At 55.3% G+C, this 12,694-nt stretch carries 12 protein-coding genes and 1 riboswitch; of the genes, 6 read left to right on the top strand and 6 right to left on the bottom strand.

Going from position 1 to position 12,694, the window contains the following annotated elements:
* Nucleotides 1-276: 276 nt before the first annotated feature.
* Both ABH899_RS23805 and ABH899_RS23800 read left to right on the top strand, forming a co-directional pair.
* Nucleotides 277-1,176, top strand: coding sequence for a LysR family transcriptional regulator (locus ABH899_RS23805; protein ID WP_009676276.1), 900 nt, complete (start codon nt 277-279; stop codon nt 1,174-1,176).
* A 338-nt stretch (nt 1,177-1,514) separates the two neighbouring features.
* A complete protein-coding gene (locus ABH899_RS23800; RefSeq protein ID WP_218228106.1) occupies nt 1,515-1,736 on the top strand; it encodes a hypothetical protein in 222 nt (73 codons plus the stop codon).
* A 136-nt stretch (nt 1,737-1,872) separates the two neighbouring features.
* Here the strand turns inward: ABH899_RS23800 and ABH899_RS23795 are convergent, their stop codons facing one another.
* The 3 genes from ABH899_RS23795 to ABH899_RS23785 are packed head-to-tail and all read right to left on the bottom strand — an operon-like array spanning nt 1,873 to nt 5,195.
* Entirely contained in the window at nt 1,873-3,150 is a 1,278-nt protein-coding gene (locus ABH899_RS23795) for a cation:proton antiporter (protein ID WP_370001071.1), read from the bottom strand.
* Between the two features lie 24 nt (nt 3,151-3,174).
* Nucleotides 3,175-3,837, bottom strand: coding sequence for a potassium channel family protein (locus tag ABH899_RS23790; RefSeq protein ID WP_370001069.1), 663 nt, complete (start codon nt 3,835-3,837; stop codon nt 3,175-3,177).
* A 14-nt stretch (nt 3,838-3,851) separates the two neighbouring features.
* Entirely contained in the window at nt 3,852-5,195 is a 1,344-nt protein-coding gene (locus tag ABH899_RS23785) for a TrkH family potassium uptake protein (protein WP_009676240.1), read from the bottom strand.
* 57 nt (nt 5,196-5,252) lie between these two features.
* A riboswitch (cyclic di-AMP (ydaO/yuaA leader) is annotated at nt 5,253-5,402 on the bottom strand.
* A 179-nt stretch (nt 5,403-5,581) separates the two neighbouring features.
* On the opposite strand from ABH899_RS23785, the gene ABH899_RS23780 reads away from it, so the two are divergent.
* Entirely contained in the window at nt 5,582-7,240 is a 1,659-nt protein-coding gene (locus ABH899_RS23780; RefSeq protein ID WP_370001067.1) for a CPBP family intramembrane glutamic endopeptidase, read from the top strand.
* Nucleotides 7,241-7,253: 13 nt separating this feature from the next.
* On the top strand, nt 7,254-7,463 hold the full coding sequence (locus ABH899_RS23775) for a hypothetical protein (RefSeq protein WP_370001065.1): 210 nt from the start codon (nt 7,254-7,256) through the stop codon (nt 7,461-7,463).
* A 24-nt stretch (nt 7,464-7,487) separates the two neighbouring features.
* On the opposite strand, the gene uvrC is transcribed toward ABH899_RS23775, so the two are convergent.
* A complete protein-coding gene (gene uvrC, locus ABH899_RS23770; RefSeq protein ID WP_370001313.1) occupies nt 7,488-9,509 on the bottom strand; it encodes an excinuclease ABC subunit UvrC in 2,022 nt (673 codons plus the stop codon).
* A 162-nt stretch (nt 9,510-9,671) separates the two neighbouring features.
* Nucleotides 9,672-9,986, bottom strand: a complete 315-nt coding sequence (trxA, locus tag ABH899_RS23765) for a thioredoxin (protein ID WP_009676258.1) — start codon at nt 9,984-9,986, stop codon at nt 9,672-9,674.
* A gap of 259 nt (nt 9,987-10,245) precedes the next feature.
* Between trxA and ABH899_RS23760 the strand changes: the two genes are divergently transcribed.
* Nucleotides 10,246-10,392: a YqzM family protein gene (locus ABH899_RS23760; RefSeq protein ID WP_009676287.1), complete on the top strand. Its 147-nt coding sequence runs from the start codon at nt 10,246-10,248 to the stop codon at nt 10,390-10,392.
* 193 nt (nt 10,393-10,585) lie between these two features.
* Nucleotides 10,586-11,593 carry a protoglobin domain-containing protein gene (locus ABH899_RS23755; protein WP_370001063.1) on the top strand — a complete coding sequence of 336 codons (1,008 nt, stop codon included), beginning with the start codon at nt 10,586-10,588 and terminating at the stop codon, nt 11,591-11,593.
* 141 nt (nt 11,594-11,734) lie between these two features.
* Here ABH899_RS23755 and dnaI read toward each other — a convergent pair whose 3' ends face one another.
* Nucleotides 11,735-12,685 (bottom strand): primosomal protein DnaI, encoded by a 951-nt coding sequence (dnaI, locus tag ABH899_RS23750; protein WP_009676271.1) that lies wholly within the window; start codon nt 12,683-12,685, stop codon nt 11,735-11,737.
* Nucleotides 12,686-12,694: the final 9 nt, after the last annotated feature.

Genomic DNA, 12,694 nt, shown 5'->3' with positions numbered 1-12,694 from the left:
CCTCAAATTTTCGCCTCGACACGATACGTCTCGACAATTCCAGACAAAACCAAATTCCATTGTACTCCCCTGTCCGGGGACCGTCAACCGCCAAAAAAGGCACACTCATCGCTTTTTCCTGCCTCGGATTAGCGACAATGGGCCGAATTTTTTGTGAACAACTGGTGACATATACATCGTACCTCTTTATCGCTTATAATGGAATTGCTGTTTTTTTATATTCATTATAATATTTTTGCATAATAAGAAGAATTTAAACCCCAGGAGGCACGAATTATGGAACATCTCGACGTTTTTGCTGTCGTTGTCGAACAGGCCAGCTTGAATAAAGCGTCGCAGGTGCTAAATTTGTCGCAGCCTGCCTTATCGCGCAAGATCATGAAGCTGGAAGAGCAGCTCGGCGTCCAGCTCTTTTCCCGCAAGGGGAAGCGCCTTGATTTAACCCGGGCCGGCGAAATCGCATACGAGTATGCGCTGGAGCAGAGGCAGGGCGAACGCCGCTTCCTGCAGACCCTGTACGAATATAAGACCGCCGGACGTCATATGAGCCTCACCATCGGAGCCAGTCTGACCACGCTGCAGACCACGCTCCCCGAGCTTGTGACGATGTACCTGGCGGAATATCCGTCCACGGATATGAAAGCTCTGACCGGCAAGACTCACGAGATCGTCATGATGGTCAAGGAGAAAAAAGTCGACATCGGCCTCGTCGCCTCCTCCATCGACCAGCCCGGACTCGCCTGCGAGCCTCTTTTCGACGATCATCTCTGTCTGGTGCTGCCGCAGGGTCATCCTTACCTGGACCGCGAGGAGCTGTCCATCGCCGATCTGAACGGTCTCTCGATGATTCTCTTCTCCAAAGGCACCTGGTACCGGGTGCTTACCGACGAGCTGTTTCACCGCTTTTTTATTTTTCCGGACGTCAAAATGGAAATCGACTCGTTCGAGGCGATCATGCGTCTCGTCGTTACGTGCCAGGCGGCTACGCTGCTGCCGAAATCGTACCTGCACGACCATTCGTCCGAGCAGGACGGACTCTGCGTCCGGGAGCTGCCCGAGCTTATGAAAACGCCGCGGACCACCTCGCTCATTTTTGTGAAGGAAACTCACCAGAACGAGGCGGTCGCGCATTTTATCCGCAAGGCCAAGGCGCATTTCGCGGGCTTAAGCCAGTAGTGCGGAGCCCAGGCAGAGGCCGCTGCCGCGCGAGCGTTTGGGGCCGTTACGCGGATATGCCCGTATCTCGGATATGCCTGTATAAAGGCTACAACGGCCAAGCCGACATGCTCCAAAGAGCCGCCGGCAGGGCCTTTGCCGCCGGCTGCACAGAACCTTCCAGCCCTGCACGGCCTGGCGAGGTTCTTTTTTTTCGCCAAGGTTCTGTTAAACTGTGTTGTTGATTTTTTATTGAAGCAACGGGCAGCACAGCGGAATTTATTTTTCGCTTGACCCTAACACCGGTGTCAGGACTCATACTATTCATATAACCTGCTAGAAAGGAAAAAAGATAAGTTATGGATATTACTCCACAAGAAGAAATCATGATTAAGGCACTCCGTGAGGCTGCGTTACCTCCTTTATTTGTGCTCATACGAATTAGAAATGAGATTTCAAATGACACTGTAAATGTCGAAGAGAGCCGAAGAGATGTCGTCGTAAAAACAATGGAAAAATACATCAGCCCATTATGGAAAGACTATCATGAGGGGAAAAATTCACAAGCCAAAGAAGAATGAACCGCCGAATTGGGCGGTTTTTCTTTTGGACAAAAATCAACACTCAAGGATAACAAAGCCTTCGCCAAAAAACCGCCCCTGCAAGCAGAGGCGGTTTCCATTTTTTATCGTCCGGAAGAAAAATTTCTTTCTTCCATTATTGCGGCCCTGGCTTCGCATGCGGTAAGCCATGCGCGCCTTCGCCGCCGCTGTCCTCTTCAAGGCCCAGCTTACGCGCCACAAAGGCCGTGGTGCTCGCCTGGAACAGGATGGTGATCAGAACCGCCATAAACGTAACGGAAGCGATCAGATCCGCATGGGCGATGCCCAGCCCCGCCACCATGCCGGAAAGCGCGGCCGGAATCACGCCGGTTTCCCTCACCCAGAACATGAAGACAATCTCTCTCCAAGTCCATTTCGCTTTGCGGTCCGGCAGCGCGCAGAGAAGCACGACCAGCGGACGGGCGATGAACATGAACACGAAAATGATGCCGAGACTCGGCCACAAATACTTGAGCAGCAGCGGAAAATTGACCTGGCTGCCGAGCAGAATAAAAATCAGCATCCGCATCAGAACGGTCACATTTTCCGAGAAATGCGTCATTTCCTGCTTTTTATCCTCCATATGCAGCTTGAAGACGTCGGAATTGCCCCAGATCAGCCCGGCCGTGAACGTCGCCATAAAACCGCTGACCCCCAGATGTTCACCTGCCAGATAAGAGCCGAGAGCCGCCGCCAGCATCAGGATCGTCGCGTAATCGCGCAGAAAGCCGATTTTCACGTGCGCGGTCAGGAAGGCTCCCGCATACCCGATAATGGCGCCGACCGCCAGCCCGCCCAGCGCGGTTTTCACAAACTGCCAGGCGCCTGAAGCGACGGATACGTGCTCCGTTCCCAGAAGGATAGCAATCAGCGAGAAGGTAAGGATGGAGCCCGTAGCGTCATTGAATGCCGATTCGCTCTCCACCGTCTCGCGCACCTTGGTCCGGATTCTCACCTGTTTGAACACGGGAATAAGCGTAGCCGGATCGGTGGAAGAGATGATAGCTCCTAGGAGAAGCGCGTGCAGCCAGGGCAGGCCGAGAAACCAGTGGGAAGCGGCCGCGACCGCCGCGCACGTAAGAATGACACCCGGTATACTGAGCAGCGTGACGGAGATCCAGACATGCTTCAGCCCGCTCAGCCGGATATTGCGCCCACCGTCGAACAGAATAAGCGTGGAGCCTACGACCAGGATGAACTGGTTGGTCAGCGAGCTGCTCGGTTCGGCGATCCAGTGAAACGCTTGCCCGAAAATCATCCCCGCGATCAGAAAAAGCGCCACATCGGGCAGGCGCAGCCATCCCGCCAGTTTGCCGAACAACATGCCCAGAACGACAATCAGGATAAATAAATACAGCTCATAGTCAATAAGCTGTGTCAAAGCATTCTCCATGCGCATACGCCCCTTTCCCGCTTCTTACCGAATCGCGCGGCTCTCAAACGTATCGATCTGCTCTTTCGTGCCGATGACGACCATCACGTCTTTCTCGTGCAGGACGTCTTCGGCGGTAGGCGCGATAATCACGTCGTCCGTCTTATTGATGGCGACGATATTGCAGCCGTACTTGGCCCTCGGATCGAGCTCCTTTAGAGTAAGGCCGGAAATACGCCGGGAAACGACGAGCTCCGCGATCGTGTAGTTTTTGGACAATTCGATGTAATCGAGAAGGTTCGGCGACACCAACTGGTGAGCCACGCGCACGCCCATATCCCGCTCTGGAAAGATAATCCGGTCCACGCCGATTTTCTCAAGCACCTTGGCATGCTGATCGGTCAACGCCTTCGCGACGACCGTTTTAACGCCAAGCTCCTTAAGCAGAATCGCCGCCATGATACTCGCCTGGATGTTGTCTCCGATAGCCACGACGGCGCAGTCGAAATTGCGGACGCCGAGCGAGCGTAGAACCTCTTCGTCCGTCGCGTCCGCAACTACGGTATGGGTGAGCTTGTCGCTCATCTCGTCTACTTTCTCTTCGTCTCTGTCGATGCCCAGCACCTCGTGCCCGAGCTGAGTCAATTCTTGGGACAAGCTGGAACCGAAGCGTCCGAGTCCGATAACTGCATATTGAATGAAAGCCATTGTTTTGTTTCTCCTTAACCTATCGTGATTTTTCCTTCGGGATAACGGTACAGTTCTTTCTCGGCTTTAGGCTGCAGCGCATACGCCAACGTCAAAGGCCCGAGACGTCCGGCGAACATGGTCAGGGCGATCATAACCTTGCCGAACACGGTAAGCTTCGTGGTCAGCCCCAGGGTGAGTCCTACAGTCCCGAATGCCGAAGTCACTTCATACAAAATCATAAGAAACTCGTGATCTTCCGTCGTAGACAGAAGCATGGTAACGAAAATAACAAGAAAGAGTGCAAACATCGTCAGAGTGATCGCCTTCAGGATGCGTTCCTTGCCGAGACGATTGCGGAAGAAGACGATATCTTCTTTTCCCCGCACCATCGCCACGATTGCCCCGACCAGCATCGTAAACGTAGTCGTCTTGATCCCGCCCCCGGTAGATCCGGGAGAAGCCCCGATAAACATCAGGATGATCATGAAAAATTGAGTGGCTTGGCGGAGAGAAGCGAGATCAAGCGTGTTCGCCCCCGCCGTACGCGGTGTGACCGATTGAAAGAACGAAGCGAGAATCTTGCCGCCGAAGTCCAATGAACCCAGCGTTTTCGAATTGGAATACTCGAAGATAAAAATAACAAGCGCCCCGGTCACGATCAGAATGCTTGTGGCGCTCAGCACCACCTTGGAGTGAAGGGTCAGCCTCTTCGTTTTCCGGTAATCCATCACATCGGACATCACGATAAAACCGATCCCGCCCAGAACGATGAGCGCCATCGTCACTACATTGGTAATAAAATCGTCGGCGTAAGCGGTCAGCGAAGAGAATGGGCCGGTAATGGGACCGAACAGGTCAAACCCGGCATTGTTGAAGAAGGAAACGGCATGCCAGATGCCGTAGTACAACCCCTTCGGAAAACCGAGATCCATCGACCAGCGGGCGGTAAAAAGGACAGCCGCGATTCCTTCGATGCTCAGCGAGTAGATCAGTACTTTCCGGAAAAGGCGGACAATGCCTTCCATGCTGCCCTGGTTCAAGGCTTCCTGAAGCAGCAGCCTTTCGCGGAGCGATATCTTCTTGCGCAGGATGAAGGCAAAAAGCGTCGCCATACTCATGAACCCGAGGCCGCCGATTTGAATCAGCGAAATGATAACAATTTGCCCGAACATCGTAAAATGCGACCCGGTGTCTACCACGACCAGACCTGTTACACAGGTAGCCGAGGTGGCCGTGAAGAGGGCGTCGATGAACGGAAGCGGCAGCCCGTCCGTTGACGAGACCGGCAGCATCAGCAGGCCGGAACCGATGAGGATAATGAGGGCAAATCCGAGAACAAGGATCTGCGGCGGCGTAAATCTCGACTTTTTTAACACATAATTTCCTCCTATATGAAGCACAAAAAAGACACTGGAAACCCACTGCCTTTCGGTTATGGTTCCTGCTGTCGCCTACGAGGTTAGCTGACGGATTCGGATGTACAGGCCACCCTATTTACCCTGCCCTATTCAGGCACAAGCGGTAAAATTCACCCCAATGTATGGTTCCCCCGTTTTCCTGCGGAAATTCGGCGTATGAAGTTGCGCGAAGAAATGAATCATCCGCATTATATATCTGTTATTAAACAAGCACAAAGCCCTTTTAACCGGATTTTACGGGGGGAAACCTGGACAATCTTCCTGCAGCTAACTGGGAGTCACGAATTGGCATCCTTACGCAAACTGTGATACGGTTAAAAAAACGATCGGAGAAGGAGCTGACCATGAAAAAATACGGTCTGGATAAACCGCTGCTGCTGCTCGCCCTGACCGGATTCCTTCTATATGCGGCCGTAGTTTTCATCTATAATACCGGAGCCGCTCCCGCCGGTTCCGATCCTTACGAAACGGCAGCCTCCATTACGAAAGAACAAGCCGCGGAGGCAGCGGTCGCATGGCTGCGGCAAAGGCAGGGCGCCGATACCGTAAACGGTTCCGGCGTCGTTACGGGCGGCGGGGCTCCCGGCACATTCGTCAGCTACCAATCGGAGAAGGAACTCAGCGGTTATCTCACCAAAGAGAAGCTTCAAACGTTGTATGACAAAAGCTACGCCAGCCGGGTGCCCGTCGATTACTATCGGGTAGAAGTCACCGAGGCTTCCCCTTCGGTCCGGAAGTCGATCATCGATATCCATATGACCACGAAAGCCGTCATCGGCTGGTCCGGCCTCGGCGGCGAAGCCCAGGCCGCCGTGTCCGCGGCCGATGCGGAGAAGCTCGCCCGGGAAGCGATAGCGAGGCAGGGCTACGAAGAGGCGGAGTTCGAGCGGATCAGCCCGCCTGCCGCCAAGTCCGGTCTGCTGCTGTTCGAGCGGCGGAAAGAGCCTGTCGGGGACGCTAAGCTGACGATCAGCGTGAAACTGGACGGAACCTCCGTTGCCTCGTTCACCCAATCGTTCCGGCTCCCCGACGCTTTTACGTCTTGGCTGGAACACCAGGAGGATACCGCCTCCATGTGGACCCGCATCAGCTTGTGGGGCAACGGCCTGATGGCCCTGATCGCCCTCGGCTATACCGTCCTTAAATGGAGGACGGTCGATTTTTCCCGGGGCGTCCTGCTAACGGCGGTGTATGCCGTGATCTACGTCATGAACAACATCAACATGTATCCGGCTTATAAAGCCGGCAGTACGCTGACGAGCAGCGGCCAGGAAGCGATGCTTTCGATCGTGCTGATCAACTTCGTGACGCTGCTGATGGCCGCAGCCGTCTACTTCTCTTTCACAGCGGGCGATGCCCTGTGGAGACGCGAAGGAAAGTCCGTCATGCCCCGCTGGCGCGACGCCGACTTCGGCTCGCGCGTAACCCGCAGCATGGCGCAGGGCTATCTGCTCTGCCTGTTCCTGCTCGGCCTCCAGCAGGTGCTGTTCCTTGTGGCGGAGAAAGGCTTCGGCGTCTGGTCGGTGAACGACCCGATGTCGTCTCCCCGCAACATGCTGCAGCCCGCTTTGCTTCCGCTGATGGCTTGGGCGGCGGGCATCTCCGAGGAGGCCACCTTCCGGCTGCTCGGCATCGCCCTGTTCAGCAGGCTGCTCCGGTTCAAATGGCTGGCCGTGCTTCTGCCCAGCCTCATCTGGGCGGCGGGACACACCGCCTACCCGATCTACCCGGTGTACACCCGGCTGATCGAGGTAACGGTGCTCGGCCTCGTGTTCGGCTACGCCTTCCTGCGGTACGGCTTCCTGACCGCCCTGTTCGCCCATACGGCCATGGACAGCATCCTTATGGGCTTGTCCCTTCTCACGGGCGAAGGACTGGCAGCCGGCACGCCTGCGCTCGGCCTGCTCTATATGGCGCTGCCCGCCGCCGTCGCCCTTGCGGTATCCTGGCTTCACAAGCTGAGATTTGTGAGCGGAAGCAGGCGGAACCGGCGGCCCGTCTAGAGAGTCGGCGGGTTTGCCTGAAGCGGGGGCAGCGGACCGCCTGCCGGCAGCAAGCCGCCCGGACTCTTGGATACGGCAGCCCGGACACGGCGGCAGTGCGATGGACACGGTCATGCGGCACATCGCCGCGAAGGAGCGGCACGGCGCAAACGGCATAACCGCGTGGCTGCGGCAAGGCCCGGAAACCGGCGGAAGTGCAATCACGCCGACTTGCGCCGCATAAAACGCACAAAAAAGAGGAACCGTCTCAAATGGACGGTTCCTCTTGTTCTTGTTCTCCCCGCAGAGCGGTCAATATTTGTGCGGCGAGTTTCTCGCCGATCCCCAGAGGCCGGAAATCTTCGACCGCGGCCTCTTTGATTTTTTTAACGGACCCGAAATGCTTCAACAGCAGCTTCCGGCGTTTCTCCCCGATACCGGGAATGGCATCGAGCTGCGAAACGACCATCGACTTCGCCCGCCGTTCCCGGTGGAACGTAATCGCGAAGCGGTGGACTTCGTCCTGGATCCGCTGAAGCAGGTAAAATTCCTGGCTGTCGCGCGGAATAGGAACGACTTCGGCGGGGTCGCCGGCCAGCAGCATCGCGGTTTTGTGCTTCACGTCCTTGGACAGGCCGCACACCGGAACGAACAGCCCCAGCTCGTTCTCCAGCACGTCGATAGCGACCGACATCTGCCCTTTGCCGCCGTCCACGATGATCAGATCGGGCAGCGCCAGGTTCTCCTTCAGCACCCGCTCGTAACGGCGGCGGATGACTTCCCGCATGGACTCGTAATCGTCCGGTCCCTGCACCGTCTTGATCTTGTATTTGCGGTATTCCTTCCGGTCCGGCTTTCCGTCCGTGAAGACGACCATCGCGGCCACAGGGTCGGAGCCCTGGATGTTCGAGTTGTCGAACGCCTCGATCCGCGTGACAGGCCCCGTACCGAGCCAACTGCCGAGGTTCTCGACAGCCAGCACCGTGCGCTGCGCATCCCGCTCGATGAGGCGGAACTTCTCCTCCAGGCCGACGCGCGCGTTGTCCCTGGCCATGTCGACCATCTGCTTTTTCAGCCCGCGCTGCGGAAAATGCACTTTCACCTTCAGCCAGCTCTCCAGCGCTTCCTTCACGTCTTTCTGCTCCGCGGTCGTCGGCATGCTGCGCGAATCGGAACCGGCGTGTTTCTCGGCTTCCGCCGCGAGCGGCGACGGCGAGGCCGCCTCTTCCGGGGCCTCCCGCAGGCTCTCCGGCGATCCGCCGTCTTCTCCGGCCTGCCGCACAGTCGCGCCCGCCGCTGCCTCCATACCGGCGCTCAGGCTTTCTGCCGGCAGTTCCTGCTGACTGCGGCCGGGCAGGAAGATTTCCTTCGGCAGCGCCGGGTTCTCGCTGTATACCTGCATCACGTAAGTGATGAAGTCCTCGTACTCGTCTCCATAGTACGGGAACATGGTCACATGCCGTTCGATCAGCTTGCCCTGGCGCATGTACAGAATCTGCACGCACATCCAGCCTTTATCGGCGACGTAGCCGAAAATATCGCGGTCCACCACATCCGTCGTCGTAATCTTCTGCTTCTCCATCACCGCGTCGATGTTCACGATCAGATCGCGAAGCTCCTTCGCCCGCTCGAAGTTCAAATCCTCGGCCGCGGCGTGCATCTTCGAGGTCAGCTCCTGTTTGACCTGTTCGTGACCGCCGTTCAGGAAACGCACAATCCCCTGCACCATCTCGTCATTCTGCTGTTGCGTGATGTCATGCTCGCACGGAGCCAGACACTGGCCCAGATGATAATACAGGCAGACGCGGTCCGGGATCGTTTTGCACTTCCGCAGCGGATACAGCCGGTCGAGCAGCTTTTTCGTCTCCTGCGCGGCAAACGCGTTCGGATAAGGCCCGAAGTACTTCCCCTTGTCTTTGACGATCTTGCGCGTCACTTCCAGACGCGGGTGCTCTTCATGAGTAATTTTGATATAAGGAAACGACTTGTCGTCTTTAAGCAGCACATTATATCTCGGATAATGCTGTTTAATCAGATTGCATTCCAGGATAAGCGCCTCGATGTTGCTTGAGGTCACGATATATTCGAAATCACGGATTTCCGACACAAGCCGCTGTGTCTTCCCGTCATGGCTTCCGGTAAAATAAGAACGCACGCGGTTTTTGAGCACTTTGGCTTTTCCCACGTAAATAATCGTGCCTTCCGCGTTCTTCATAAGGTAGCAGCCCGACTTATCCGGCAGCAAGGCCAGCTTGTTGCGGATATGCTCCTCGCTCTCCTCGCGGGTCATTCTGTGGAGAGGTTCTCCCCCCCGTTCTTCCGTCACTGCCTCTCCCTCCTTAGGCTTCCTGTATCCAAAATGGTCCTGTCTTTATCGGATAAATGCAAAAAAAGCTCCTTTTCAGCATAGCAGAAAAAGAGCTTTTTCTCATCGTTTGTTTGCGCGAGGCAATTATTGGTGACGGGAAAGAACGTTCTTGAGCGCATCCTTCGATTGGAAACCGACAACTTTATCGACCGGTTGACCGTTTTTGAATACGATCAGGGTCGGGATGCTCATAACGCCGAAGCGGGAAGCGGATTCCGGATTGTCATCCACGTTCACTTTCGCGATTTTCAAGCTTTCTTCCTCTTTAGCCAATTCTTCCAGAACCGGTGCGATCATCTTGCAAGGTCCGCACCATGGTGCCCAGAAATCAACGAGAACCGTGCCTTCTCCTTCTACTTCACCTTTAAAGGATTGGTCTGTTACGTTTACGATCGCCATGATTTCTTCCTCCTCATTTATCTAAAAGTTCATCGAAATCCTTAGCGGATCCGGATATTGTCAACATGTAAAGTATACCACAATGTGTCGGTTTTTCAACCGAACAGGGCAAGCCCTAAAATCTGGCAGTCTCCGGGTTGTGCCAACTTTGTCATGCTTTGAATCTCCGGGCATCTTTACAAGTTTCGCGAAAAATGGGTATACTGGCAATAAGCCTACGTCTGCTTATTTTCGAGCGGACAAGTGAGGAGGAACAGGCATGAGCGATCCTAAACATCCGGAACTTCATCTCAATGAAGAGCCCCGCAACGACCTTATGGATGTTGCCCTCGGTTTTGGCGGATTCTTCGCCGTTTTGATGATCATTTTCATCATTGGGGTCATTATTAAACTGGTGATCGGATAATCCGGACCGCCTGAAAGAAACCTGCTGCATATGCGGACAGGTTTTTTTCTTGTTTTCCGGCGTTTTATCGGGAGAAAAATACCTTTTGGCAGCAATCAAGCAGGACTTTGGTCTCAAAACGGAGAATTCTGGTAAAGGGCCATTTACGCCCTTCCTAATAACAGATGAAACTAGAGAAAATGGGGTGCCCTTTTTGATTCAATTGTCTGATGACCGGATAAGGCAGGTGCGTTTTACCGGTATAACCGAGAATGACCTGCAGCTGCTAAAAGCAAATGAACCCGCTTTCAAAGAAATCGTGGAAGTGGTGGTGGAGCAGCTCTACGAGCAAATCGCCGCCGAACCCGAACTCAGAGACCTGATCTCGCGACACAGCACGCTGGAGCGCTTGAAGCAGACGCAGGCGGATTACTTCCTGTCCATGACTTCGGGCGTACTGAACGAACAGTATATCCAGAACCGGCTGATCGTAGGCAGAGTGCATTCCCGGATCGGTCTGACAACGGAATGGTACCTGGGAACCTACATGCTGTATCTCGATCTGTCCCTCCGTCATTTCAAGCGTGTCCTTCCGGACGGAGCCTGGCTTGAAGTTGTCCATTCCCTGACGAAAATGTTCAACCTTGACTCGCAGCTCGTTCTGGAAGCGTACGAGCATGACGAGAAAGCTAAAATACAACAGTTGGCCGATGATCAGGCCATCATGCTCTCCGGCATTTCCAAAGCCGTTCAGGACCTCGCCTCCATGATGGTCGAGCTGAGCAGCAGCAGTCAGATCGTGGCCGAGACGGCCGTACAAACCGCGGAGTCCCAAGACAAGTCGCATCAATATTTAAAAGACCTGGAGGAAGAAGTCGGCCACATCCACGCGATGGGCGCTCTCATGAAGGAAGTGTCCGAGCAGACTCACCTTCTCGGCCTCAATGCGGCCATCGAAGCGGCCCGTGCCGGCGATGCCGGGCGCGGCTTCGAAGTCGTCGCCAACGAAGTGCGCAAGCTCGCCTCCCGTTCCCGGGAATCGCTGGAGCTGATCGAGGACAAGCTGACCGCGATTCGCACGATTCTCGGCACCGTACACGGCGAGTCCGAGCAGACGTCCATCTACGCGCGCACGCAGGCCGCAAGCTCCCAGGAGCTCAGCTCGTTCGTCCAGATGGTCGAGCAGGTCGCGCACGACCTGGAGCGCCTCAAAAAGAAATAAGCCGGGCAAGATCGCTGCCGGCTCCTCCTTCCCTGCTCCGCGGCATGCTGGCGGCGTATCGCGGAGCAGGAACAACCAAGAGCCGCCTGCGGATCACATTCCGCGGCGGCTCTTGGCGTATACGAATAAACGGGGGGGCAGCTAGGCCCCCCGTTTGTTATATCCGTCTACGGTCACGACTTCGACGTAAGGCCGTACACGGTCCATAATCCGCTGGCCTTTGTACTCTTCGTCACCGTCTTTGTTCGTGAAGCTGAAATGCTTCTCCAGGGCGTCCAGATCGTAATTGGACGTAAAGAATGTCGGCTTGCGGTTCATCCGGTAGTTGAGAATCGCTCCCAGGACATGGTCGCGCAGCCACGGATTGAGATTCTCCGCTCCGATATCGTCGAAGACCAGAAGGTCCGTCTCCTTCAGCAGCTCGATCGTCTCCTTCAGCTTTTGCGGCTCCCCGAACATCCCCTTGAGATCCTCCGCAAAATCCGGCATATATACGATGGCTCCCGTAAAGCCTTTTTTCGCCAGCTGATAAAGCATGTAGCACATCAGGAACGTTTTGCCCGTACCGAAGGAGCCCTGCAGGTAAAGCCCTTTCTTCTGCAGCCCTTCTTCCGTTGTCCGCATCACATAGTCGTTCAGGAAATCGACAGCCTTGGCGCGTTCCATATCCGTCCGCAAAATATCCGTGTACGTATGCTCCCGGCTGAGCGCCTGCTCGTCGATGTGAAACGTGCGGATCCGGCTGCGGATCGCATCCTGGGACTGCTTCGCTATAAATTTGCGGCAGGCCGTTTTTTCTTCATGAATATAAGTCCGGCCGCCGTTGTCTTCCACGTTCAGCATCGTATAATGCCCCTGCATATCGTTCGGGCACCGCTCCAGTCCCGGGCAGTTCAGGCAGTTCTTATGTTCTCTCGCATACTGGTACAGACGGTTCATGTTGATTTTGAGCGTATGATCGTCCAGCTGCGGATACTGTCCGCGGAGCTTCAGGATCAGCGGATCCTCCAGCACCTGTTTGGCCTGTTCCTCCGCCCTCTGCATCCAGCTGCTCTTGGGCATTTGTTTCAGCATATCGGACAGGGATTCCATCGGGGTTCC

This window comes from Paenibacillus sp. RC84, assembly GCF_041260495.1.
Lineage (GTDB): Bacteria > Bacillota > Bacilli > Paenibacillales > NBRC-103111 > Paenibacillus_F.
The sequence above is the reverse complement of the archived record's forward strand: the minus strand, read 5'-3'. Positions and strand labels throughout refer to the sequence as shown.